Annotated in this window: 28 protein-coding genes; 14 read left to right on the top strand and 14 right to left on the bottom strand. The window is 63.4% G+C overall.

Annotation, left to right across the window (positions count from 1 at the left end; all coding sequences use genetic code 11):
• Positions 1-22 precede the first annotated feature (22 nt).
• The 10 genes from ruvB to MESS4_RS05930 all read right to left on the bottom strand — a co-directional run bounded on the left by ruvB (position 23) and on the right by MESS4_RS05930 (position 6,292).
• Complete coding sequence (ruvB, locus tag MESS4_RS05975; RefSeq protein ID WP_006327712.1) at positions 23-1,063, bottom strand: Holliday junction branch migration DNA helicase RuvB; 1,041 nt, start codon at positions 1,061-1,063, stop codon at positions 23-25.
• A complete protein-coding gene (locus MESS4_RS05970) occupies positions 1,060-1,341 on the bottom strand; it encodes an AbrB/MazE/SpoVT family DNA-binding domain-containing protein (protein ID WP_006327711.1) in 282 nt (93 codons plus the stop codon). Before MESS4_RS05970 ends, ruvB begins: the two co-directional genes overlap by 4 nt.
• Before the next feature lie 20 nt (positions 1,342-1,361).
• The gene (ruvA, locus tag MESS4_RS05965) at positions 1,362-1,982 is read right to left on the bottom strand and encodes a Holliday junction branch migration protein RuvA (protein ID WP_006327710.1); all 621 of its coding nucleotides are present in this window, start codon (positions 1,980-1,982) and stop codon (positions 1,362-1,364) included.
• Positions 1,983-2,009: 27 nt separating this feature from the next.
• A complete protein-coding gene (locus tag MESS4_RS05960) occupies positions 2,010-2,426 on the bottom strand; it encodes a type II toxin-antitoxin system VapC family toxin (RefSeq protein WP_006327709.1) in 417 nt (138 codons plus the stop codon).
• Positions 2,404-2,673, bottom strand: coding sequence for an AbrB/MazE/SpoVT family DNA-binding domain-containing protein (locus tag MESS4_RS05955; protein WP_006327708.1), 270 nt, complete (start codon positions 2,671-2,673; stop codon positions 2,404-2,406). The genes MESS4_RS05960 and MESS4_RS05955 overlap by 23 nt, the downstream gene beginning before the upstream one ends.
• A 56-nt stretch (positions 2,674-2,729) precedes the next feature.
• On the bottom strand, positions 2,730-3,239 hold the full coding sequence (gene ruvC / locus MESS4_RS05950) for a crossover junction endodeoxyribonuclease RuvC (RefSeq protein ID WP_006327703.1): 510 nt from the start codon (positions 3,237-3,239) through the stop codon (positions 2,730-2,732).
• Positions 3,240-3,459: 220 nt separating this feature from the next.
• Positions 3,460-3,990: a DUF1465 family protein gene (locus MESS4_RS05945; protein WP_006327701.1), complete on the bottom strand. Its 531-nt coding sequence runs from the start codon at positions 3,988-3,990 to the stop codon at positions 3,460-3,462.
• A gap of 348 nt (positions 3,991-4,338) precedes the next feature.
• Positions 4,339-4,734 (bottom strand): hypothetical protein, encoded by a 396-nt coding sequence (locus MESS4_RS05940; RefSeq protein WP_006327697.1) that lies wholly within the window; start codon positions 4,732-4,734, stop codon positions 4,339-4,341.
• Positions 4,735-4,959: 225 nt separating this feature from the next.
• Positions 4,960-5,730, bottom strand: a complete 771-nt coding sequence (locus MESS4_RS05935) for a sulfite exporter TauE/SafE family protein (RefSeq protein WP_006327693.1) — start codon at positions 5,728-5,730, stop codon at positions 4,960-4,962.
• A gap of 112 nt (positions 5,731-5,842) precedes the next feature.
• The gene (locus MESS4_RS05930; RefSeq protein ID WP_006327691.1) at positions 5,843-6,292 is read right to left on the bottom strand and encodes an Lrp/AsnC family transcriptional regulator; all 450 of its coding nucleotides are present in this window, start codon (positions 6,290-6,292) and stop codon (positions 5,843-5,845) included.
• A 134-nt stretch (positions 6,293-6,426) separates the two neighbouring features.
• On the opposite strand from MESS4_RS05930, the gene MESS4_RS05925 reads away from it, so the two are divergent.
• From MESS4_RS05925 to MESS4_RS05885, 9 genes are all read left to right on the top strand, one after another.
• Positions 6,427-7,335, top strand: a complete 909-nt coding sequence (locus MESS4_RS05925) for a DMT family transporter (protein ID WP_006327687.1) — start codon at positions 6,427-6,429, stop codon at positions 7,333-7,335.
• Positions 7,336-7,477: 142 nt separating this feature from the next.
• Complete coding sequence (locus MESS4_RS05920) at positions 7,478-8,125, top strand: thiamine phosphate synthase (protein WP_006327686.1); 648 nt, start codon at positions 7,478-7,480, stop codon at positions 8,123-8,125.
• Between the two features lies 1 nt (position 8,126).
• Positions 8,127-9,158 carry a tetratricopeptide repeat protein gene (locus tag MESS4_RS05915; protein ID WP_006327685.1) on the top strand — a complete coding sequence of 344 codons (1,032 nt, stop codon included), beginning with the start codon at positions 8,127-8,129 and terminating at the stop codon, positions 9,156-9,158.
• A 173-nt stretch (positions 9,159-9,331) separates the two neighbouring features.
• Positions 9,332-9,898, top strand: coding sequence for an elongation factor P (gene efp / locus MESS4_RS05910; protein WP_036240784.1), 567 nt, complete (start codon positions 9,332-9,334; stop codon positions 9,896-9,898).
• A 24-nt stretch (positions 9,899-9,922) separates the two neighbouring features.
• The gene (locus tag MESS4_RS05905) at positions 9,923-10,723 is read left to right on the top strand and encodes an inositol monophosphatase family protein (RefSeq protein WP_006327683.1); all 801 of its coding nucleotides are present in this window, start codon (positions 9,923-9,925) and stop codon (positions 10,721-10,723) included.
• 158 nt (positions 10,724-10,881) lie between these two features.
• Positions 10,882-11,574 (top strand): hemolysin III family protein, encoded by a 693-nt coding sequence (locus MESS4_RS05900; RefSeq protein ID WP_006327678.1) that lies wholly within the window; start codon positions 10,882-10,884, stop codon positions 11,572-11,574.
• Positions 11,575-11,686: 112 nt separating this feature from the next.
• Positions 11,687-12,712: a MotA/TolQ/ExbB proton channel family protein gene (locus MESS4_RS05895; protein ID WP_006327676.1), complete on the top strand. Its 1,026-nt coding sequence runs from the start codon at positions 11,687-11,689 to the stop codon at positions 12,710-12,712.
• Between the two features lies 1 nt (position 12,713).
• The gene (locus tag MESS4_RS05890; protein WP_006327674.1) at positions 12,714-13,745 is read left to right on the top strand and encodes a peptidoglycan -binding protein; all 1,032 of its coding nucleotides are present in this window, start codon (positions 12,714-12,716) and stop codon (positions 13,743-13,745) included.
• Positions 13,746-13,988: 243 nt separating this feature from the next.
• Positions 13,989-14,423: a hypothetical protein gene (locus MESS4_RS05885; protein WP_006327671.1), complete on the top strand. Its 435-nt coding sequence runs from the start codon at positions 13,989-13,991 to the stop codon at positions 14,421-14,423.
• A gap of 94 nt (positions 14,424-14,517) precedes the next feature.
• Here the strand turns inward: MESS4_RS05885 and MESS4_RS05880 are convergent, their stop codons facing one another.
• Entirely contained in the window at positions 14,518-14,871 is a 354-nt protein-coding gene (locus MESS4_RS05880; protein WP_006327670.1) for a DUF1304 domain-containing protein, read from the bottom strand.
• 193 nt (positions 14,872-15,064) lie between these two features.
• Here MESS4_RS05880 and MESS4_RS05875 point away from each other — a divergent pair, with 193 nt between their 5' ends.
• A complete protein-coding gene (locus MESS4_RS05875) occupies positions 15,065-16,552 on the top strand; it encodes a carboxypeptidase M32 (RefSeq protein ID WP_006327669.1) in 1,488 nt (495 codons plus the stop codon).
• Between the two features lie 193 nt (positions 16,553-16,745).
• Positions 16,746-17,177 (top strand): type II toxin-antitoxin system VapC family toxin, encoded by a 432-nt coding sequence (locus MESS4_RS05870; protein WP_006327668.1) that lies wholly within the window; start codon positions 16,746-16,748, stop codon positions 17,175-17,177.
• A gap of 3 nt (positions 17,178-17,180) precedes the next feature.
• Here MESS4_RS05870 and MESS4_RS05865 read toward each other — a convergent pair whose 3' ends face one another.
• Positions 17,181-18,983, bottom strand: a complete 1,803-nt coding sequence (locus MESS4_RS05865) for an ABC transporter transmembrane domain-containing protein (RefSeq protein ID WP_006327666.1) — start codon at positions 18,981-18,983, stop codon at positions 17,181-17,183.
• Between the two features lie 211 nt (positions 18,984-19,194).
• Here MESS4_RS05865 and rpmE point away from each other — a divergent pair, with 211 nt between their 5' ends.
• Positions 19,195-19,416, top strand: coding sequence for a 50S ribosomal protein L31 (gene rpmE, locus MESS4_RS05860; RefSeq protein WP_006327661.1), 222 nt, complete (start codon positions 19,195-19,197; stop codon positions 19,414-19,416).
• Positions 19,417-19,516: 100 nt separating this feature from the next.
• Here the strand turns inward: rpmE and MESS4_RS05855 are convergent, their stop codons facing one another.
• The gene (locus MESS4_RS05855) at positions 19,517-20,152 is read right to left on the bottom strand and encodes a TetR/AcrR family transcriptional regulator (protein WP_006327653.1); all 636 of its coding nucleotides are present in this window, start codon (positions 20,150-20,152) and stop codon (positions 19,517-19,519) included.
• A 114-nt stretch (positions 20,153-20,266) separates the two neighbouring features.
• On the opposite strand from MESS4_RS05855, the gene MESS4_RS05850 reads away from it, so the two are divergent.
• Positions 20,267-21,097 (top strand): NAD(P)H-binding protein, encoded by an 831-nt coding sequence (locus MESS4_RS05850; protein WP_006327651.1) that lies wholly within the window; start codon positions 20,267-20,269, stop codon positions 21,095-21,097.
• Between the two features lies 1 nt (position 21,098).
• Positions 21,099-21,578: a DUF1772 domain-containing protein gene (locus MESS4_RS05845; protein ID WP_006327644.1), complete on the top strand. Its 480-nt coding sequence runs from the start codon at positions 21,099-21,101 to the stop codon at positions 21,576-21,578.
• A 32-nt stretch (positions 21,579-21,610) separates the two neighbouring features.
• On the opposite strand, the gene MESS4_RS05840 is transcribed toward MESS4_RS05845, so the two are convergent.
• Entirely contained in the window at positions 21,611-21,922 is a 312-nt protein-coding gene (locus tag MESS4_RS05840) for a SelT/SelW/SelH family protein (protein WP_006327642.1), read from the bottom strand.
• Positions 21,923-21,931 lie beyond the last annotated feature (9 nt).

Raw genomic sequence — 21,931 nt, 5'->3', positions numbered from 1 at the left:
ACCAAGCAGGAAAGCCGGGAGCTTACTGGTCCTCCTGGAACAGGCTGATCTGCTGCTGCGCCAGATCCTTCGGCGCGTCGAGGCCGAGATGCCGCCAGGCATTGGCCGTCAGCACGCGGCCGCGAGGCGTGCGCTGGATGAAGCCTTGCTGGATCAGATAGGGCTCGATGATGTCCTCGATGGCGTCGCGCGGCTCGGAAAGCCCCGCAGCGATGGTCTCGATACCGACCGGCCCGCCGCCGAAATTCCTGGCGATCATCGAAAGATACCGGCGGTCGAGCGCGTCGAGGCCGAGCGCATCGACCTCCAGCCGCGTCAGCGCCTCGTCGGCGATCCTGCGGTCGACATGTCCGTCACCGGCGACGGAGGCGAAATCGCGCACGCGGCGCAAGAGCCGCCCGGCGATGCGCGGCGTGCCACGGGCCCGCCGCGCGATCTCCAGCGCGCCGTCGTCGCCGAGTGGCATCTGCAAGATGCGGGCGCCGCGCCGCACGATCTGCTCAAGCTCCTCGACCGAGTAGAAATTGAGCCGCACCGGAATGCCGAACCGGTCACGCAGCGGATTGGTGAGCAGCCCAAGCCGCGTGGTGGCGGCAACAAGGGTGAAGCGGGCGAGATCGATCTTGACCGAACGCGCCGCCGGCCCCTCGCCGATGATCAGGTCGAGCTGGAAATCCTCCATCGCCGGATAGAGGATTTCCTCGACCGCCGGATTGAGCCGGTGGATCTCGTCGATGAACAGAACGTCGCGGTCTTCGAGATTGGTCAGCAGTGCCGCCAGATCGCCTGCCTTGGCGATGACCGGGCCGGAGGTCGAGCGGAAATTAACGCCGAGCTCGCGCGCCATGATCTGCGCCAGCGTCGTCTTGCCGAGGCCAGGTGGCCCGACGAACAGCACATGGTCGAGCGCCTCGCCGCGCCCTTTGGCGGCGTCGACGAAGACCTTGAGATTGGCCCGCACCGCCGCCTGGCCGACAAACTCGCCAAGCGTTTGCGGACGCAAGGTCTGCTCGGCGTCCTCGCCGCGCTTGTCGGGGGCAATCAGGCGGGGCGAAAGGCTCATGCGGCGCCCTCTTGTCCATGTGGTTCATCCCCGACAACATGGTGGCCAACCGCATCCCTTACAGCGGTGTCGATTTCCTCCAGCGTGGCGCGACCGCCCGGCGGATCGCCCAGAAACCCGGCGAGATCGGCAAATTCAAGATTGCGCGGCGTTCCGATCAAATGACCATCCATGACCGTCCAGGCGATCGTGTCGCCCGTCTTGAGCGAAAGCACGCTGCGAACATCCCTTGGAATCGTGAGCTGCCCTCTGGAAGTCAGACTGGCATATGCGCCCATATTCTTGCTCCTGGCAAATCTCACCGCGCCAGTTCCTTTAGCCCGAAGCGGATGAGCTTCGAAGCATCCGCGCCCTCGCCCGCCGCCTTCAGCGCCGCGGCAACCGCATTGGCGGCGGTATCGCGCGAATAGCCGAGATTGACCAGCGCCGAGACGGCGTCGGTGATTGGCGCTGGCGCTACGCCCTCGCCGAGCTCCTGCTTCAGGCCGATGGTGCCGGAGGCAGCGCCGGCATAGGCCGGCGCCTTGTTCTTCAATTCGGTGACGATGCGCTCCGCCACCTTCTTGCCGACGCCCGGCGCGCGGCTGACCATGGCGATGTCCCGCAACGCAATCGCATTGGCGAGGTCGGCCGGCGCCATCGTCGACAGCACCGCCAGCGCCACCTTGGCGCCGACGCCCTGCACATTGTTCATCAACAGTCGGAACCATTCGCGTTCCAGTACAGACTGGAAGCCATAGAGCCTGATCAAGTCCTCGCGCACATAGGTCTCGATGAGCAGCACCACCGCCTCGCCGGGTGCTGGCAACGCCGCCAGCGTGCGCGCCGAACAGTAGGCGACATAGCCGACGCCATGCACGTCGACGACGCAGAAATCCTCGTCGACTTCGTCCAGCGTGCCCTTGAGCTTGCCTATCATTTGAGCTTGCCGATCATGCCCGGGCCTTCATGGGTGGGTTTCAGGAGAGATGATATCGAGGTCCGGAAAGTAGCTTCGGTAGCGCACGGCGTCGCGCGTCAGCAGACGATGTCCGGCAACGACCGCGTGGGCTCCAATGAAGAAATCGGGCAGGGTTCGTTCGCGAAGACCGCCGGCGCGACGGTATTGGGAATGAGCGATACCGGCGAGGAAGGCTGCCTCCCAGGGCAGCAATTCGCGATCCATCTTGAGCGTTTCAACCGCCTTGCGAAGTGCCGCTTCCGTCGCCAGCGGCGCGAGTTCCGACCAGACGATCGTGTTGATAATCAACGCGCCGTCACGCCGGCATGCGGCGATCACTGATGCCGACCACTTCGTCTGCCGCCCGGCTGGTCCCCAAACGTCGATCAGGACATTTGTGTCAACCAACGTCGAGATCTTCACGGGAGCCCCTCAGCCACTCCATATACTCGTCCGTCGTCATGCCACCCAAGTCCAGTGTCCCGGCCAGCCGGTCGAGCGCCTGGCTGAACCGATGAGAAGCCTCTTCTTCGGAAATGTTTTCGTTCACGGCCACAACCCGGGCGCCATCGTCGGTAGCCACGAACTCAACCTCGGAGCCCGGGCCGATTCCCAGATGGTCCCGTATTTCCTTGGGAATGGTCACTTGTCCTTTGGTTGTCACGCGCATGGTAATACCTCAGAAGTATTACTTACTGCCGTACCGTGAACAAGTCAAGAACAAACCTATCCGGCCAGCGCCAGCCTGTAGGCGACGCTCTGCCGGTGATGCGCATGGCAAATGGCAATGGCCAGCGCGTCGGCGGCATCGTCGGTGTCGAAGATGGCTTTCGGCATCAGCACCTTGACCATCATGTGGATCTGCTTCTTGTCGCCATGGCCGACGCCGATCACCGCCTTCTTCACCGCGTTGGGTGCGTATTCCGCGACCACGAGCCCCGCACGCGCCGGCACCAGCATGGCAATGCCGCGCGCCTGGCCAAGCTTCAACGTGGCTGCCGCATCCTTGTTGACAAAGGTCTGCTCGACCGCCGCTTCATGCGGCATGGCGGAATGCAGGATTTCTGTCAGCCCGTCATGCAATTGGCAAAGCCGCGTCGCCAGCGCCGCCTTGTCGTCGGAACGCACGGTGCCGGAGGCGACGAAGCGCAGCGAATTGCCGAGGCTCTCGACGATGCCCCAGCCGGTGCGCCTCAGCCCCGGATCGATGCCAATGATGCGAATCGCTTCCCCCATCCGCCAAGTGTACCCACGGCGGAAAGCGATGCCAGCGAAATGTGAACAAACCAGAAACGGGCTCTGGCAAACATCCCACAGGCTGTTTGAGAATTCGCTCTGACGAGGCAGATGGCGTGGTTTTCGAGAACCGGAGCGGAGCGGACATTTGGTCCGTGAGCGTCGGAAGCGCAGAAAACCGCGTCAGGTGTCCGTCAGAGTAGAATTATCAAGCAGCCTGTCAGCCGCGGGCAAAAGCCGTGTTGAGCAACGTGATCTGGTCGGAAACCGGGTTGACGCGGCGGCTTGCCGGCGGCATGTCGGCTATCGCGCTGCCATAGACTTCCTCGTCCATGCGGCGCACCAGCGCCTGCAGGCGCAGCGAACGATTGACGAGCTCGACAAAGTCCTTGGGCAATTCAGCCCAGCCTGCCGCTTCATCATGGGCGGAGGCGGTGTCGAGACGCACCTTGGATTTTTCGGAAGCTACCTGATCGCGCGTCATCTCGCCGGAATTGGCCGCCCGCTGCAGAAGCAGCCAGGAGGCGACCTGCATCAGCCTGGTGGTCAGCCGCATCGATTCGGCCGCATAGAGCGTAGCCGCCAGTCTGGATAGTTTCCTTGCCTCGGCCCGGCCCTTGCCGTCCAGATATTCGGCCGCCTGCTCGACCAGGCCCATGCCTTCCTGGTATAGCGGCTTGAAGGACTGGGAGAAAACCCGGCGTTCAGCCAGCTTGATGGTTTTCGCACTTCCCCTCGAAATCTCGTTCATCGATACCCCTGCACTTGCCTTACAGCCGGCCGATTCGGCTTCCTTGCCGTCACGCCGCACCCTATATGACCGAGGCTTGAAAATGCGCTTCGGGGCCGACGAAGGCAAGCACATGTTTAACAAACGGTTAACGGCGCCGCGAGGACAAAAAAAGAGCCGCGGGTAAGGCGGCTCTCAGGAGTTTAACAGGGAGGCGTCAAACAAAGTGGCTCCAACCACTCGGTAAGAATCCAGATCACTGGATGCACATAGTAAACGCCTGTAAAGCTTAATGAATCCTTAACAGCGCGAATATTTTTTGACCGAGCGCCGCCCGTCTGTGCCGTAACAGCACAGGAATCCGGCCTGTCAGGATCGTATCGGGAGTTCCCTCTTCCACAATGCCGGCAAGGCGATGAAAGCGAACAGCAGCATCCCCGCATAGAAGGCCATCGAGGATACCGCCACCAAGGGCTCGATCGCCGGGTTGCCGGCAAGCAGGAAATAAAGGCCGAGCAACAGGCCGATACCGCTGATGGCCGTCAGCCAGAAATGGACGGTGGCGAGCTTCTTTTGCCCGATTGCCGGAAACAGATGGTAGAAAAAAGCAAACACCGCCGACATCAGCCACCCCGCCACCATCGTGTGGGCATGGGTCGGCATCTGGCCATGGTCCTGGCTGATCGCCATGTACAGCCCCAAGGCCATGCCGCACAGTGAATAGATGATGGCCAGCGTAAAGAAATTTCGTGCCGTCCCTTGCATAGTATCCCCCGAATTGCCTTTTCCCGTCACGGGAATGGGTTCTAGTCTCAGACGGTTGGCCCGCCACCGGGTCCCCGGAATCGACGCATTATCATCGACAATGTTTCCAATTGATGCCGCCCGACTCCTTCCGGTGGTGTCACAATAGCAAGAAACAGCGTGGTGGGCTCGCACAATTCTGAGCGATCCCTGCCGCGTTTCGCCGCCTGAAGTCTGTGCATTAAGTCACAGAAGGCCGGCGATCCCGTCCCACAGAAGCTTGGCCGCGACGACGGCTACCGTCGCATAAGTGAACGGATAGAACAGCTCCGGCCGCATCCGCCGCACCAGCCAGGCGCCGGCGATGGTCGAGAGCGGCGCCAGCGGTATCAGCACCACCGAGGCGGTCAGATTGGCGGTGTCGAACTGGCCGAGCGCGAAATAGGGGACGAGCTTCAGCGCATTGGTGGCGGCGAACAGGATGGCGCTGGTGCCCGACAGCACCTTGGGGTCGAGCCGGATCGGCAGCGCGTAGATCTGGAACGGTGGGCCACCGACATGGGCGACGAAGCTGGTGAAGCCGGCGATCGTGCCCCAGAAGGCGGCTGCCACGCGATTGGGCTGCGCCGAATGCGTTGCGCCGTGGCGGATCTGCACATAGATCCAGCGCAGCACGAAGACGATGGCAACCGTTCCGACGATCAGCCTGACCATTTCTTCCGTGACGAAGGCCGCCGTCAGCCAGCCAAGGCCGATGCCGGCGACGGCGCCCGGCATCATGTCGACCAGCATCTTGCGGTCATAGACACCCCACCACGTCCACACCGAGACCACGTCCATCAGGCACAGGATCGGCAACAGGATGGCCGCCGCCTGCACTGGCGGCATGGCCAGCGCCATCATCGGCACGCCGATGAGACCGACGGCGCCGCCGAACCCGCCCTTGGACAGGCCGGTCAGGATGACGGCCGGGATGGCAGCGGCATAAAACCAGGGATCGAGAAGAAGACCTGACATGGGGAAAGGAGGCTGGAGGGGGAAGGAGGCTGGAGGGAAGGTCGGATTCTGGAATAGACCAGAAATGGTCACGCCGCGACCGCAAACATGTGCGCCATGCCACCGGAGCCTGTCACATGTCTGGCATGTCGAGCGGCGGTGGACGTCGCCGGATCGGCTGCGCCTTGATGATGGCGGTGCTCGTTTCGGCCTTGTCGGCGATACGGTCGAGGAGCCGGTCCAGTTCGCCGATCGAGCGCACGAACAGCCGCGCGACAAAGCAGTCATCGCCGGTCACCTTGTCGCATTCGCCAAACTCGGGGATTTCCTCGATCAGCTTCTGCACGATATGCAGCTTGCCGGGCAGCGGCCGGATGCGAACGATCGCCTGCAGGGGATAACCCAACGCTTCCGGATCGATCTCGATGGTGAAGGCCCTGATGACGCCGCGCTCCTCTAGCCGCCGCAACCGCTCCGAAACGCTCGGCGACGACAGCCCCACCTCTCGGGCCAGTTCCTTCAGCGAGGTTCGCGAATCCTTGATCAGGATTTCGAGAAGGCGTCGGTCAAGATCGTCCATCATTTGACATTTTCCAGGCAATAGGCGGCATCAGCCTTATTTAATTAGGCAACAACCAGATATCACCTGCCGAAACACATGGAAAGCCTCTGAGCCGCATGAGATTATCCGCCGTCACGGCTCACGGGAGTATCATTATGGACAGCACAACGCGCGGCACCATCGAAATGACGGCCGCGATGGCGATCCTCGGCACGATCGGCTGGTTCGTCGTCATGTCGGGCCAGCCGATCATGGACGTGGTGTTCTGGCGCTGCGCCTTTGGCGCCGTCACGCTGCTGATCATCTGCGCGACCATGGGACTGCTGCGCGGCAGGCTGTCGCTTCGCATCGTCGCGATTGCCGCCCTTGGCGGCGCGGCGATCGTCATCAACTGGCTGCTGCTGTTCAGCTCGTTTTCCCGCGCTTCGATCTCGATCGCCACGGCCGTCTACAACACGCAGCCCTTCATGCTGGTCGGCTTCGGCGTGCTCTTCTTCTCGGAGCGGCTGACCATGACCAAGCTGACCTGGCTTGGCATCGCCTTTGCCGGCATGCTGCTGATCGTGCAGGCCTCGCCCGATGCAAGCCCCGGCGCAGGCAGTCTCGGTGCCGATTATTTCATCGGTATCGCGATGGCGCTGGCAGCGGCCTTCTTCTGGGCCGTCGCCGCCATCGTCACCAAGAAGCTCAAGGGCACGCCGCCGCATTTGATCGCCCTGATCCAGGTCTGCGTCGGCGTCGTCATGCTGGCGCCTTTCGCCAATTTTTCCCAGCTTCCCGCCGATGCGTGGAGCTGGGCCATGCTGGCGACGCTTGGCGTCGTTCATACCGGCCTGATGTACATATTGATGTATGGCGCCATCCAGAAGCTGCCGACCCATCTGCAAGGGTCGTTGTCCTTCATCTATCCCGTGGTCGCGATCCTGGTCGATGTCGTCGCCTTCGGCCACAGGCTGCATCCGGCCCAGATCGTCGGCGCCGCCGCCATCCTGATCGCGGCGACCGGCATGAATCTCGGCTGGACATTGTGGAAGCCGAAGGCGCCGACCGAAACCGTCAGATGAGCCACCGATTGGTGGCAACCGACGATCGTAAACCAAGCCCCTCGCAATGATCCCGGCCCGCCTGTTCAAGGCGGGCGCTTTGCTCTATGCCGCAATGCAACCATCTTCGCCCGGCATAGGCGAAAACCGGGATCGAAGACCAATGAACGACGCAACGCCTCCAAATCGCTGCCGCATCGTGCTGATCGCGCCGCCCGGCGTGTCGGCCGAGCGCATCGGCGCGGCGTTAGAGGGCGGCGACATCGCCTCGCTGATCCTGCCCGAAAACGGCATGGACGAAGCCTCCTTCCAGGCCTTCGCCGAGAAGATCGTGCCGGCGGCGCAAGCGGCGGGCGCCGCCGTGGTCATTGCCGGTGACACCCGTATTGCCGGCCGCGTCCAGGCCGACGGCATCCATGTCGAGGTCGGCAAGCAGGAACTCGCCGAGACGATCGAACACTTCCAGGCCAAGATGATGGTCGGCTGCGGCGGCGCCAAGACCCGCGACGACGCGCTGGAGCTCGGCGAACTCAGGCCCGATTATATCTTCTTCGGCCGCTTCGGTTACGATAACAAGCCGGAGCCGCACCCGCGCAACCTGTCGCTGGGACAATGGTGGGCGGATGTGATCCAGATCCCTTGCATTGTCATGGCCGGGTCGGACATTGCCTCTGTCGAAGCAGTGGCCGCCACCGGCGCCGAATTCGTCGCTCTTTCCAGCGCCGTCTTTGCCGATGGCGTCGATGCGAAGGCGGCGATCGCCAGCGCCAACGCTCTGCTCGATGAAACCGCGCCGCGTTTCGAGGACTGACGTGCTGCTCCGGACAATCCTTTTCAACGTCTTTCTAGCGGCGCTCACGGCGCAGGCCGCCGCGGCCGAAACCATCCCTTTGCCACAGCCCAAGCCGGACGTCGGCGCGCACGCGGACAAGCCGATCGACACGCCGTTGCCGCAGCCCGCCACCACGGCTCCGCTGCCGTCGGCCGACACCATCAATCCCGAACGTTTCGGCGCCAAACCGTCGGACCCCGCCTATGGCGCCTTTCAGCGCGGTCTTTACAAGACGGCCTATAACCTCGCTTTGGTCCGCGCCCAGAAAGGCGACCCGGCAGCGCAGACGCTGGTGGCCGAGATACTGTCGCGCGGTCTCGGCGTGCCGCTCAACGCTGCGGAAGCGGCAAAATGGTACGCGCTGGCCGCCGAGCAGGGCATACCGGAATCGCAGTTCCAGTATGCGCTGATGCTGCTCGACGGCCGCTACGTCAAGAAGGATGAAAAGGAAGCGTATGCGCTGATGCAGTCGGCCGCCGAGGCTGGCAATCGCCTGGCGCAGTTCAACTTCGCGCAGTTGCTGGTCAAGCAGGATCCCGGCGACGCCGGCCTCGCCAAGGCCGCGTCCTACTATGAACGCGCCGCCGCGACCGGCCTTGCCGACGCGCAATATGCAATGGCGCAGATCTATGCCAATGGCGCCGGCGGCAAGCCGCGTGACGATGTCCAGGCACGCGGCCTGCTGGCGCGGGCCGCACGGCAGAACTACGATACGGCGGAGATCGATCTCGCCGCGTGGATGATCGAGGGACGTGGCGGTCCACGCGATCTGAAATCCGGCTTCGGCTGGATGAAGCAGGCCGCCGAGGGTGGCAATGTCGCCGCCCAGAACCGGCTCGCCAAACTCTACATGGAAGGCATCGGCACCGATCCGGATCTGATCCTTGCCGGCGCCTGGTACATCGTCGCCCGCCGCGCCGGGCTCATCGATCCGCGGATGGACGATTTTCTGCAAGGCTTGGACGACGACCAGACCAAGCAGGCGCTGCAGAGGGCCAATCGTCTGCCGTGACGCCGCGAATTGTAAGCACTTGGCCGTAGCGCGGATAAGAGATTTGCTTGGAAAATAGCGGCGCCGCGGTTCAGACCTCTCTTGCCGCGCTCCCTTGCCTCTTTTGGCGATTTGTGGTCTTGGGGGCCGAAATCGCCCATTCGGCGAACATCTCATTCCGGATCAAGATCATCATGGCCAAGATCAATGGCAACGAAATCCGTCCCGGCAACGTCATCGAGCACGATGGCGGCCTGTGGGTGGCGGTCAGGACCAATACCGTCAAGCCTGGCAAGGGCGGAGCCTACAACCAGGTCGAACTGAAGAACCTCATCAACGGCACCAAGCTCAACGAGCGCTTCCGCTCGGCCGAGACCGTCGAGCAGATCCGGCTCGATCTGAAGGATTTCTCCTTCCTCTACGAGCAGGACGAGGCGTTGGTGTTCATGGACACCCAAAGCTACGAGCAGCTCGAACTGCAGAAGGATTTCGTCGGCGACCGCGCCGCCTTCCTGCAGGACGGCATGATGGTGACCGTGCAGCTCTATGACGAAAGGCCGATCGGCATCTCGTTGCCGGACTATGTGACGCTGACCATCACCGAAGCCGACCCGGTGGTGAAAGGCCAGACGGCGGCCTCGTCCTACAAGCCGGCGATGCTGGAAAACGGTATCCGTGTGCTGGTGCCGCCCTTCATCGGCTCGGGCGAGCGCATCATCGTCGACACCAACGAAATCACTTACGTGCGCCGCGCGGACTGACGCGCGGCGGCAGGAAGAAGCACAATGGCGCGCTCAGCACTTCTCAATGTCATGGTCCAGGCTGCCATGAAGGCCGGCCGCTCGCTGTCGCGCGACTTCGGCGAAGTACAGAACCTGCAGGTCTCGATGAAGGGCCCGGGCGACTATGTCAGCCAGGCCGACCGCAAGGCCGAGGACATCCTCTTCACCGAGCTGTCGAAGGCGCGGCCGGGCTATGCCTTCCTGATGGAGGAGCGCGGCGCGGTCGCGGGCGATGACGGCCAGCACCGCTGGCTCGTCGATCCGCTCGACGGCACCACCAATTTCCTGCATGGCATTCCGCTCTTCGCCATCTCGATCGCGCTGGAACGCCAGGGCCAGATCGTCGCCGGCGTCGTCTACAATCCAGCGATGGACGAGCTTTACACCGCCGAGCGCGGCGGCGGCGCCTTCATGAACGACCGCCGGCTGCGCGTTGCCGGCAGAACGAAGCTGAACGATGCCGTGATCGGCTGCGGCGTGCCCCATCTCGGGCGCGGCCAGCACGGTAATTTCCTCGTCGAACTGCGCAATGTGATGGCCGAGGTTTCGGGCGTGCGCCGCCTCGGTTCCGCCTCGCTCGATCTCGCCTACGTCGCCGCCGGCCGCATGGACGGGTTTTGGGAAATCGGCCTCTCGGCCTGGGACATCGCCGCCGGCCTGCTTTTGATCCGCGAAGCCGGCGGCTTCGTTTCCGACTTCGCCGGCGGGCAGGAGATGCTGGAGGGCGGCTCGGTCGTCGCCGGCAACGAGATCATCCAGCGCGCGCTGCTGAAGACAGTGAAGAAGCCGATCGCGTCACGCTGACGATCTTGGATCGCTGGCGATTTGGGCCCGCCGATTTAGGCCCATCGATTTGGGCATTGACGAAGTTGGCGCGCCGAAGCGCCGCAGTCGCAAAACCGCAACCGAAACTTGAAATACTGTCCGGCGTCCACCCAGATAAGGGAGACGCAGGATCTTTTATGACGAACGCCGGCCCCGAATCCCAGATCGAAATCCCTTTTATGGGACGCTGGCACTATTCGCGCGCCGAGATAATCGCCGACGGCATCGTCCATGCGGTGGGCATCGTGCTGGCGATATCGGCCGGTTCGACGTTGCTGGCGCTGGCCGCCTTTCATGCCGGTCCTGGCGAGTATATCGCCGCCGCATTCTATGTGGTCTCGCTGCTCACCGTGCTCTCGGTCTCGCTGGCCTATAATCTTTGGCCAATATCCTCACCGGTGAAGTGGATATTGCGGCGCTTCGACCACGCCGCGATCTACCTTTTGATCGCGGCGACCTACACGCCCTTCCTTGCCCAGCTCGACGGCTCGCCGCTGACCGTCTCGATGATCGTCCTGGTCTGGGTTGCCGCAGCGATCGGCATCGCTATCAAGGTGCTTCTTCCCGGCCGCTTCGACCGGCTGGCCGTCGTCTTCTATCTGGCTATCGGCTGGAGCGGCATCGTCCTGGTCGAGCCGCTCGTTCAGACATTGCCGCCGACATCGATCGTGCTGATCGTTGCCGGCGGGATCGTCTATTCCTGCGGCGTCATCTTTTTCGCCTGGAAGGGCCTGCGCTTCCACAATGCGCTGTGGCACGGCTTTGTCGTCACCGGCGCCGGCCTGCATCTGGCCGCCATGGTCGACTGCCTGGTCATTAACCGACTCTGACCCAAGGGTTGCAATCGGCAGCCAATATTGCCGAGCGCCATTCAATTTCGTCACAATTCCGTTTAGAGTCGCGCTCAACGTGATCGGCGGTGGCATCGGAAACGGGGCACGGATGGCTTTTCTCAGATCCCTCGGCATAGGCAGGCGCTCCGACGTCCTGGTCTACGACCCCCACAAATTGTCGAGCCCGCAGGTCTTTCTGCTCACCATGGTCATCTTCCTGGTGATCGTCGCCTTCATCGCCGCCATCCTGACCCGTCAGATCTCGACCGCTTTCGTCACCAATCCCGGCCTCAATGGCCTGATCATCGGCGTGCTTGCAGTCGGCATCCTGCTGGCCTTCGCGCAGGTCGGGCGGCTGTTTCGCGAAGTGCGCTGGGTCAACTCCTTCCGGGCCGGCTCCGAAACCACCGAACCGGTGCTGCTGGCGCCGATGAAGGCCATGCTCGGCCGCTCGTCGTCAATGGCCTTTTCGACCAGCTCGATGCGCACCATGCTGGATTCGATCGCCACCCGCCTCGACGAAAGCCGCGACACCTCGCGCTACCTCGTCGGGCTGCTGGTGTTCCTTGGGCTGCTCGGCACCTTCTGGGGCCTGCTCAACACGATCGGCTCGATCCGCGAAACCATCGAGTCGCTTGATCCCGGCACCGGCGACGCCGCCGCCGTGCTGGATTCCTTGAAGCAGGGGCTTTCCGCGCCGCTGGCCGGCATGGGCACCGCCTTCTCGTCCTCGCTGTTCGGCCTGTCCGGCTCCCTGGTGCTCGGCTTCCTCGACCTGCAGGCCGGCCGCGCCCAGACGCGCTTCTACACCGAGCTTGAGAACTGGTTGTCCTCGGTTACCGACCTGTCGTCGGACATCGTCGTCTCCGACCCGGCCAAGGCCGAATCCTCCGACGAGATCCGCGTCCTTTCGGAAAAGCTGCGCAGCCTCCAGGAGAATGGCGGCAGCCCCAACCCGCGCGTCGCCACCGCCATGGCCAACCTTGCCGACGGCATTTCCGGCCTGGTCAAGAACATGCGCTCCGAGCAGCAGATCATGCGCGACTGGGTCGAGGCCCAGTCCGACGAGCAGAAGGCGATGCGCAACACGCTGGAGAAGATCGCCGACGCCCTGAAGAAGCCGGGAGTCCACTGACGTGGCGCTGGCGCGGACACGGCGCAGCGATCGCCGCATCGACTATTGGCCGGGATTCGTCGACGCGCTGTCGACGCTGCTGCTGGCGATCATGTTCCTGCTCACGGTCTTCGTGCTGGCGCAGTTCCTGCTCGGCCGCGAAATCTCCGGCAAGGATACGGTGCTCAACCGCCTTAACTCGCAGATCAACGAACTGACCCAGCTTCTGGCGCTGGAGCGTTCGACGACGCAGGACAAGGAAGATTCGCTCGCCAATCTACAGGCCTCGCTGTCGGTGTCGGAGGCGGAAAAGAGCCGGCTCGAGCAATTGCTGGCGCAAGGCGCCGGCGCCGGCGACGCGGCCAACCAGCGCGCCACGGCACTTTCGGGCGAACTCGAAGGCCAGCGCCAGATCAGCCAGCAGGCGCTGAGCCAGGTCGAAATCCTCAACCAGCAGATCGCGGCGCTGCGCAAGCAGATCGGAGCGCTCGAAGACGCGCTCAACGTGTCCGAAACGCGCGACCGCGATTCCAACACCAAGATCGCCGATCTCGGCCGCCGCCTGAACGTCGCGCTGGCGCAACGGGTGCAGGAGCTCAACCGCTACCGGTCCGACTTCTTCGGGCGCTTGCGCGAAATCCTCGCCGACCGCGAGAACATCCGCATCGTCGGCGACCGCTTCGTCTTCCAGTCGGAAGTGCTTTTCCCGGCCGGCTCCGAAGTGATCAACGATGCCGGCAAGGTCGAGATGAAGAAGCTCGCCAACGCCATCATAGAGTTGCAGAAGGAGATCCCGCCGGAGATCAGCTGGGTGCTGCGCGTCGACGGCCATACCGACAACACGCCGTTGTCGGGCACCGGCCGCTATCGCGACAATTGGGAACTGTCGACGGCGCGTTCGACCTCGGTGGTGAAGTTCCTGATCGAGAACGGCGTGCCGGCCAACCGGTTGGTCGCGGCCGGCTTCGGCGAATTCCAGCCGCTCGATCCCGCCGACACCGAAGAGGCGCGCAACAAGAACCGCCGCATCGAACTGAAGCTCACCGAACGGTGATCCCGCATCACGCGAATTTATTCGCCGGCTCACCGCTAGGGCGCGGATATCAGGCCGGCAAGGCCTGAAAAGATTATCTTTTTTTAATTAACACTTTGCCGCCGGGCGCTTCTAATTTCCATTGCGGGGGCCGAGAACCGCCGGCGATGACTCCCGTCATCGCGACGCGACGGAACCGGACGGCCCGCGGCCGGAAGTTAGGCGTAACGATCGCCCCTTCCACAGTAAGAGGAGGACGCAATCATGCGCTCTTTCGCTCCTAGACCCCTCAGGACTGCAACCCTCACCGCACTTCTCATCGCTGTTCCGTTCGCCGGCGCCTACGCCGCGGGACATCACAAAGGGAGCGCGCTCGACGAATCGGCTCCGCCCGCCTTCTACGGTCCGCGCGAGAAAGGCCTTATCAATCAGATACAAGGTGTGGACAGTGGCATCGCGGACGCCAGGCAGGCGGAAACGATCGCGCCGGCCGAGGCGCAAAAGCTGCATATGCGGGCCGCCCACATCAGCCAGGCCGCTGAACGAACGGCCGCGGCGAACCATGGCCGGATACCAGTCCCGCAATATCAGCAATTGCTGCGCCGGCTCGACAACGTCGACCAAGCGCTCCGGATTGACAGCGGCACGGGCTTCCTGATCGGCGACGGCGCCGATGGCGGCCATTATCCAAACGGCTGACATCAACAGCTGACATCATTAGAAGCAAGGAAGGGACTGCCTGACGCCTCGGGGCCTTTGCCCCGCTGGCGTCCCTTTCGATCGTTGGCCCGCGTTACCAGCCAAGCCCGAGCGCGATCAGCGCCAGCGCTGCCGGCACAGTCTGGATGAACAGGATTTTCCGGCCGACCGTCACCGCGCCGTAGAGGCCGGCAATAGCGACGCAAAGCAGGAAGAACATCTTGATCTGAAAACCGGCCTCGCCGAGATAAAGCCCCCAGATCAGTCCGGCAGCGAGAAAGCCGTTATAAAGCCCCTGATTGGCGGCAAGCACCTTCGATGCGCTGGCGAATTCCGGCGTCAGGCTGAACGCTTTGTGGCCGCGCGGCGTATCCCACAGCACCATCTCCAGATAGACGATGTAGAGGTGGATCAGGGCCACCAGCCCGACCAGCACATTGGCGATCATGTTTCGTCTCCCCGTCGCGGTCTTGCGCGCCGCCAAAGGACATTGACCACGCAGACCGCCGCTTCCGCAAGGTGTGTTGCTCCTGGCATGGCGGATCGCGATCCGAACACCCGTGGCGGTGCACCGCTTGAGGGTTGCCAATTTCAGCGCATTGGTATCTTTTCCCCGCCGTTCAAATTCACCGGAACCCGCCATGTCCTTTCAAAAACTCGACGACCTCGGCCACAAGCTCGAAGCGCTGGAGCATGCGCTCGCCATCCTCGGCGCCGACGAGGCGACCCATATGGCCGTCGGCGGCGGCGAGAAGCGCGCCGAGGCGATGTCGGCGCTTGCCGGCATGCATCATGCCCGTGCGACGGCGCCGGAGATCGCCGACTGGATCGCGGCGGCCGAACAGGAAACGCTGAACGAGGAACAACAGGCGGCGCTCAAGGAGTTCCGGCGGCAATACACCAACCTGACCTGCCTGCCCGTCGAATTCGTCGAGCGCCAGACCACCGCGCGCATGCGCTCCGAACAGCTCTGGCGCGACCTGCGCGCGAAGAACGACTGGGCAGGGTTTTTGCCGGCGCTCGAAGGCGTCGTGACCCTGGTGCGCGAGGAAGCTGCACTGCGCGCCGATGTCCTCGATCTCGATCCCTATGACGCGCTGATGGAGCAGTACGACCCCGGCAATCGCGCCGCCGACATCACGCCGGTCTTTTCCGAGCTGAAGGCTTTCCTTAGGGCTTTCGTGCCGGAAGCACTGGCCGTGCAGGAAGCGCGGCTGACAAAGCGCCCGCTGAAACCGCTTTCGGGCAGCTACGCGATCGACAGGCAGCGCGAGCTCGGTCTCGCCATGATGGCGGCCGTCGGCTTCGACCTGACCCACGGTTCGCTCTCGGTGTCGCATCACCCGTTCTGTGGCGGCGTGCCCAGCGACGTGCGCATCACCACCCGCTACAAGACCTCCGACTTCCTGTCGGCGCTGATGGGGGTGCTGCACGAGACCGGCCACGCGCTTTACGAGCAGAACCTGCCCAAGGCATGGTCGCACTGGCCACTTGGCAAGGCGCGCGGCATGGCGGTGCATGAAAGCCAGAGCCTGTTCGTCGAAAAGCAGCTCGGCCGCAACCCGCAATTCTGGCGCTGGGCGCTGCCGGTGGTCGAAAGGCACCTCGGCGAGGCCTGGTCGATCGACGACATCCTGCCGCATGTGCACCGGGTCGAGCGCGGCCTGATCCGCGTCGACGCCGACGAGGTGACCTATCCGCTGCACGTCATCCTGCGCTATGAGCTGGAGCAGGAGCTGGTCTCGGGACGGCTGGAGGCCGCGGACATCCCCGAAGCATGGGACGCCAAGATGCGCGACTATCTCGGCCTGTCGACCATCGACAACCCAGCCGACGGGCCGATGCAGGACGTGCACTGGCCAGGTGCTGCCTTCGGCTATTTCCCCTCCTATACGCTGGGCGCCATGATGGCGGCGCAGCAATGGGCGGCGCTGACGCGCGACCATCCTTCGGCCGGCGAGGATCTCGCCAAGGGTGACTTCAGCGCCATCAACGACTGGCGCCGTGAAAGAATCTGGTCACAGGGCTCGCGCTGGTCAACACCGGAACTGCTCGAACGCGCCACTGGCGAGAAGCTCAACGCCGCGTATTTCACCGATCATCTGAAGAAGCGCTACGGGAGAGCGTGATGCCACGAGCATGTCGATAGCGAATTAAAGTTGTCCGGTTTAGGTAGCACACGAGTTGTCCGCTGCTTCTGCTTTTGTTCTCGCGACCGCTGAGCGGATCCAGCGCCAAAGGCGAAAGCACCACCGATTTCCTACGCCTGCAGAGAATGAAGTGGGATGGTCGCCCGTTCGACGTGCTTGAAGGCACCAAGGAATGATCGTCGTGGATGCTTCCGTTTTCGTGAAGCTTCTCGAGCAGGAAGAGGACAGCAACATCGCGCGCGGTTTAGTCGACCGCATCTTGGAAGACGGGCAAGGCTATCTCGCGCCATCAATAGTACTGTATGAGGCACTTTCAGCAGCCTTGCATCTCGAATTGCCGCTTACCGTGGTCGGCCAGCTTTTCGATCAATTTCGAGAACTGGGGCTGACAATTGAAGAACCAACCATCCAGGACCTGGCAACAGCCGAGAAGATTGCAACGTCAGCCGGACCTGACAAAGGCCATCCTACCTTGTTCGACAGCATCTATCACGCAATGGCGATCGAGCGTGGCGGCACTTTTGTCACGGCCGACCAACGCCATTTTGCCAAAGCCAAACAGTTTGGCAGTGTCGTCCTGCTCGCTGACTGGAAGCCGGACTGAGGGCTACTCGGCGGCACCCCTGAATGCACTCGCCCCGGTTTCGAACTGCAGCTTGGCCAGCCGCGCATAGATGCCGCCCTTGGCGACGAGGCTCCGATGCGTGCCTTCCTCGACGATGCGGCCGCATTCCATGACCAGGATGCGGTCGGCCTTCAGCACCGTCGCCAGCCGGTGGGCGATGACGATGGTGGTGCGGCCCTGCATCAGCCGTTCCAGCGCCGTCTGCACCAGCGTCTCGCTTTCGGCGTCAAGCGCCGAGGTCGCCTCGTCGAGCAGAAGGATCGGCGCGTCGCGCAGGATGGCACGCGCGATCGCCACGCGCTGGCGCTGGCCACCGGACAATGTCACGCCGCGTTCGCCGACCTGGCTGTCATAGCCCTTCTGGAGTTTCAGGATGAACTCGTCGGCAAGCGCATCCTTGGCGGCCGCCTCGAGCTCGGCATCGCCGGCGCCCGGCCGGCCGAAGCCGATATTGTCGCGCGCGCTTGCCGCGAAGATGGTGACATCCTGCGGCACGATGGCGATGCGTTCCCGGATAGCGGCGGGATCGGCCTCGCGCGCATCGACGCCGTCGATCAGTATCCTGCCGGTTTCAGGGTCGTAGAAGCGCAGGATCAGCGAAAAGACGGTGCTCTTGCCCGCGCCCGACGGACCGACGATCGCCACCGTTTCGCCGGGCTTCACCTGGAAGCTGAGGCCGTGGACGGCGGCGCGGTCGGGCCGGGCCGGATAGGAGAAGGACACGTCGTCGAAACGGATCGCGCCCCTGGCCGTCGTCGGCAGCGGCTTCGGGTCGGCGGGCGATTGGATTCCGGGCTTCTCTGCCAGGATCTCGGTCAGTCGTTCGGCGGCACCCGCCGCCTGGGCAAGCTCGCCCCAGACTTCCGACAGCGCGCCGAGTGCGCCGGCGGCGAACACCGAATAGAGCAGGAACTGGCCGAGCGTGCCGGGCGACAGCGTGCCCGTAAGCACGTCGCGCGAGCCGAACCACAGCACCGCCACCACCGAGGAAAAGATCATGAAGATGGCAAAGAAGGTGAGGAAGGAGCGGGCGAAGATCGAGGAACGCGCCGCTTCGAACGCAGCTTCCACGGCGGATGAAAAATGCCCTGTGACCAGCTTCTCGTTGGTGAAGGCCTGCAGCGTGCGCACCGCGCCGATCTGCTCGCTGGCATAGGCCGTGGCACCGGCCAGCGTGTCCTGCGCCTGCCGCGATTTGCGCCGCACCGAGCGGCCGAAGGCAACCAGCGGCAGCACGATGACGGGAATCGCGGCAATGACCAGGCCGGACAATTTCGGGCTGGTGACGACCATCATCGCCACCGCGCCGAGGCCGAGGATGACATTGCGCAGCGCCACCGAGGCGGTCGCGCCGACCGCCGATTTCACCTGCGTCGTGTCGGCGGCGAGCCGCGAAACGATCTCGCCGGACTGGGCCGTGTCGAAGAAGGAAGGCGACAGCGTCGTGACATGGGCGAACACATCGCGGCGGATGTCGGCGACGACACGCTCGCCGAGCGTGATGACGAAATAGTAGCGGCCGGCCGACGCCGCCGCCAAGAGGGCGGCCATCGCCACCAGAGCGGCGAAATATTCGGCGATGAAAATGGTGCTGGAAGCGGAAAACCCGTGGTCGATCATGCGCCGCACCGCCAGCGGCAAGGCCAGCGTGGTCGCCGCCGCGACGACCAGCGAGATGACAGCGCCAAAGACCATTTTCCGGTAGCGGGTGAGATAGGGAAACAGCTGGCTGAGCGGCCTCAGCGAGCGCCGGCGCTCGTCTGCATCGCCACTGATGTCCGCCATGACCGTTTCCTCTGGCCGCCTTTTGCCATGCGCCTCAATATGCGCTTGCCGCGGCCTTGTGATTCAATTCCGGCTGATGTATAGGCTCGCCGACCGTTTTAGAAGCCGTGGCTCCTCAATAGCTGCGGCTTCGAGTTTTAAAAAGGGGCGCATCGACGCAGGCTTTGTGCCCGTCAGCAGCGTCGGCAAGCCAGAGCTCAGGAATAAAACCATGAAGACCGACATCCATCCCGACTATCACACCATCAAGGTCGTCATGACCGACGGCACCGAATACATGACCCGTTCGACCTGGGGCAAGGAAGGCGATACGATGAACCTCGATATCGACCCGACCACCCATCCGGCCTGGACCGGCGGCCAGCAGACCCTGCTCGACCGCGGCGGCCGCCTGTCGAAGTTCAAGAAGCGTTTCGAAGGTTTCGGCCTTTAAACCATATCGGCCTTGCAGATAAAAAACCCGCCCTCGAGGCGGGTTTTTTGTCATCTGGACTTGGCACTTGGCCAAGCTGAGGCTTCGGAATGGGACAGCTTTACTCGGTCAGCAACTCCCTGAGCGCCATGCGCTTGTAGGCGGCGACCAGCCTGTCGCCTTCTTCTCGCCCGACCGAGATCGCCAGCCGCATCGCCGTCTCTCCCATCTGCCAGACGAGAAACGCAGTCGTCTCCAGCGCCGCCGGATCGGCGGCGGGCCGCAGCCGCTTCAGCACCACGGTGAGGAATTCGGCGTTGGCCCGGCTGTCGGCGAGTTCGAGCTCGCGCAGCGCCTTGTCGGCCTGCGTGCCCGACCAGATGTCGCGCATCACCGGCTCCGCCAGGAACAGCCTGTAGTAGATTTCCACCAGCTCCGAAAATGCCCGCCGCAGGCCTTCGGCATCGCTGACATCAGCCAGTGCCGCGGAAATGCAGGCCTGGCTCTCGGCGGTGTGGCGCTCGGCCAATGCCCAGACGATCGCTCGCTTGTCCGGGAAGAACTGGTAGAGCGAGCCGATCGACACGCCGGCCCTTTCCGCCACCTCGCCCATGCGCATGGCGTCGCTGCCTTGCTCGGCGATCAGCGCTGAAGCGGCGGCCAGCATGCGTTCGACCCGCTCGCGGCTGCGCTGCTGGCTAGGCGCCCGGCGTGGCGAGGCAATCTGTCCATCCTGCGAACCAGGTCTGCCTTCCATGAACGTCTCCCCGACGGATTCTCGACAAAATTGGCTTGACTCGCAAAATACGAGGGTTTATCACGTTTTGCAAATGTGAGGATTACTCATATTTTTAAACAGAGGACAGCCACCATGAATGACGCAAGCAAACCGACTTTGATCCTCGGCGGCACCGGCAAGACCGGCCGTCGCCTGGCGGAACGATTGACGGCGCAAGGCCTGCAGGTGCGGATCGGCTCGCGCTCGGTCACGCCGGCCTTCGACTGGCGGGACAGGACGACCTGGCCCCGGGCGCTCGAAGGCGTCGGCGCCGTCTACATCAGCTACTATCCCGACCTTGCCGTGCCGGGCGCCGCCGAAGCGGTCGGTGCCTTCGCCGAACTTGCCGTGCAGCGCGGTGTCACCCGGCTGGTGCTGCTGTCGGGGCGCGGCGAAACGGAGGCGCGGCGCGCCGAAGAGATGCTGAAGGCTTCTGGCGCCGACTGGACGATCCTGCGCTGCGCCTGGTTTTCCCAGAACTTCAGCGAGGGCTTCCTTGTCGAGTCGTTGCTCGGGGGTGAAGTTGCATTACCGGTTGGCAATGTCGGCGAGCCATTTGTCGATGCCGACGATATCGCCGAGGCGGCATTTGTCGTGCTGACCCAGCCGTGCCATGTCGGCCAGCTCTATGAGCTGACCGGGCCGCGGCTGCTGAGTTTCGCCGACGCGGTCGCCGAGATCGGCAAGGCCGCCGGTCGCGACATCCGTTTTATCAGGATTTCGCATGCCGAGTTCACCGCCGCGGTGGCAGCCCAGCAGTTGCCGGCCGAGTTCGTCTGGCTCATCAATGAGCTGTTCACCGAGGTGCTCGACGGCCGCAACGAGTCACTGGCTGACGGCATCCAGCGTGTGCTCGGCCGTGCGCCAAAGGACTTCTCCGCCTACGCGACCGAAACCGCCGCTTCTGGCATCTGGAGCAACTGACATGATCGCGAAACTTCTTCCCACCCTCATCTTCGCCGCCGCAATCGGCTCGGGCGTCGTCGGCGGTGTCTTCTTCGCCTTCTCCAATTTTATCATGCCCGCGCTTGCCCGCCTGCCTGCCGCCGGCGGCATCGCCGCGATGAATTCGATCAACATCACCGTCATCACCCCATTGTTCATGACAGCGCTTTTCGGCACCGGGCTGGTCTGCATTATCATTGCCGTCGGCGCGGTGATGGGCTGGAGCCAGCCGGGCTCGCTCTGGTTGCTCGCCGGGGCGCTGATCTACCTCGTCGGCAACCCGATCGTGACCATGGTCTTCAACGTGCCGCTCAACAACGCGCTGGCAGCCGTCGATCCGGCCAGCGCCAACGGCGCCACTGTCTGGACCACCTATCTCAGGGATTGGGTGATGTGGAACCACGTCCGCACCATCACCGCCATCGCAGCTCTTGCCTGCTTCATCTTCGCGTGGCGGTGAAACGCAGGGCGGAAATACGAAAGGACCCGCTTTTACGCGAGGTCTTTCGACTTGTGACCCTTTCGGTCGGCATGGCCGAGGTCGCGGTCCGGATCGACCACGTCGCGGACCATTTGCTTGAGCTTCGCCGCATCCGGAAAGCCGCCGTCGCGTTTGCGGTCCCAGATGAGCTGGTCGTTGCAGGAAATGGTGAAGATGCCGCCGGTGCCGGGCACCAGCGTCACCTCGCCGAGATCCGTGCCGAAGGTGGAGAGCAGTTCCTGCGCCATCCAGCCCGCCCTGAGCAGCCACAGGCACTGCGTGCAATAGGTGATGCGGATGGTGGGCAGTGGCTTCTCAGTCATGTCAGTTCC

It is taken from the genome of Mesorhizobium sp. STM 4661, from assembly GCF_000359125.1.
Taxonomy (GTDB): domain Bacteria; phylum Pseudomonadota; class Alphaproteobacteria; order Rhizobiales; family Rhizobiaceae; genus Mesorhizobium.
The sequence above is the reverse complement of the archived record's forward strand: the minus strand, read 5'-3'. Positions and strand labels throughout refer to the sequence as shown.

What these genes read in the sequence shown, in the direction of transcription:
- ruvB (WP_006327712.1), bottom strand. Translation starts at nt 1,063, where the DNA reads ATGAGCCTTTCGCCCCGCCTGATTGCCCCCGACAAGCGCGGCGAGGAC.
- MESS4_RS05970 (WP_006327711.1), bottom strand. Translation starts at nt 1,341, where the DNA reads ATGGGCGCATATGCCAGTCTGACTTCCAGAGGGCAGCTCACGATTCCA.
- ruvA (WP_006327710.1), bottom strand. Translation starts at nt 1,982, where the DNA reads ATGATAGGCAAGCTCAAGGGCACGCTGGACGAAGTCGACGAGGATTTC.
- MESS4_RS05955 (WP_006327708.1), bottom strand. Translation starts at nt 2,673, where the DNA reads ATGCGCGTGACAACCAAAGGACAAGTGACCATTCCCAAGGAAATACGG.
- ruvC (WP_006327703.1), bottom strand. Translation starts at nt 3,239, where the DNA reads ATGGGGGAAGCGATTCGCATCATTGGCATCGATCCGGGGCTGAGGCGC.
- MESS4_RS05945 (WP_006327701.1), bottom strand. Translation starts at nt 3,990, where the DNA reads ATGAACGAGATTTCGAGGGGAAGTGCGAAAACCATCAAGCTGGCTGAA.
- MESS4_RS05940 (WP_006327697.1), bottom strand. Translation starts at nt 4,734, where the DNA reads ATGCAAGGGACGGCACGAAATTTCTTTACGCTGGCCATCATCTATTCA.
- MESS4_RS05935 (WP_006327693.1), bottom strand. Translation starts at nt 5,730, where the DNA reads ATGTCAGGTCTTCTTCTCGATCCCTGGTTTTATGCCGCTGCCATCCCG.
- MESS4_RS05930 (WP_006327691.1), bottom strand. Translation starts at nt 6,292, where the DNA reads ATGATGGACGATCTTGACCGACGCCTTCTCGAAATCCTGATCAAGGAT.
- MESS4_RS05925 (WP_006327687.1), top strand. Translation starts at nt 6,427, where the DNA reads ATGGACAGCACAACGCGCGGCACCATCGAAATGACGGCCGCGATGGCG.
- MESS4_RS05920 (WP_006327686.1), top strand. Translation starts at nt 7,478, where the DNA reads ATGAACGACGCAACGCCTCCAAATCGCTGCCGCATCGTGCTGATCGCG.
- efp (WP_036240784.1), top strand. Translation starts at nt 9,332, where the DNA reads ATGGCCAAGATCAATGGCAACGAAATCCGTCCCGGCAACGTCATCGAG.
- MESS4_RS05905 (WP_006327683.1), top strand. Translation starts at nt 9,923, where the DNA reads ATGGCGCGCTCAGCACTTCTCAATGTCATGGTCCAGGCTGCCATGAAG.
- MESS4_RS05900 (WP_006327678.1), top strand. Translation starts at nt 10,882, where the DNA reads ATGACGAACGCCGGCCCCGAATCCCAGATCGAAATCCCTTTTATGGGA.
- MESS4_RS05895 (WP_006327676.1), top strand. Translation starts at nt 11,687, where the DNA reads ATGGCTTTTCTCAGATCCCTCGGCATAGGCAGGCGCTCCGACGTCCTG.
- MESS4_RS05885 (WP_006327671.1), top strand. Translation starts at nt 13,989, where the DNA reads ATGCGCTCTTTCGCTCCTAGACCCCTCAGGACTGCAACCCTCACCGCA.
- MESS4_RS05880 (WP_006327670.1), bottom strand. Translation starts at nt 14,871, where the DNA reads ATGATCGCCAATGTGCTGGTCGGGCTGGTGGCCCTGATCCACCTCTAC.
- MESS4_RS05875 (WP_006327669.1), top strand. Translation starts at nt 15,065, where the DNA reads ATGTCCTTTCAAAAACTCGACGACCTCGGCCACAAGCTCGAAGCGCTG.
- MESS4_RS05870 (WP_006327668.1), top strand. Translation starts at nt 16,746, where the DNA reads ATGATCGTCGTGGATGCTTCCGTTTTCGTGAAGCTTCTCGAGCAGGAA.
- MESS4_RS05865 (WP_006327666.1), bottom strand. Translation starts at nt 18,983, where the DNA reads ATGGCGGACATCAGTGGCGATGCAGACGAGCGCCGGCGCTCGCTGAGG.
- rpmE (WP_006327661.1), top strand. Translation starts at nt 19,195, where the DNA reads ATGAAGACCGACATCCATCCCGACTATCACACCATCAAGGTCGTCATG.
- MESS4_RS05855 (WP_006327653.1), bottom strand. Translation starts at nt 20,152, where the DNA reads ATGGAAGGCAGACCTGGTTCGCAGGATGGACAGATTGCCTCGCCACGC.
- MESS4_RS05850 (WP_006327651.1), top strand. Translation starts at nt 20,267, where the DNA reads ATGAATGACGCAAGCAAACCGACTTTGATCCTCGGCGGCACCGGCAAG.
- MESS4_RS05845 (WP_006327644.1), top strand. Translation starts at nt 21,099, where the DNA reads ATGATCGCGAAACTTCTTCCCACCCTCATCTTCGCCGCCGCAATCGGC.
- MESS4_RS05840 (WP_006327642.1), bottom strand. Translation starts at nt 21,922, where the DNA reads ATGACTGAGAAGCCACTGCCCACCATCCGCATCACCTATTGCACGCAG.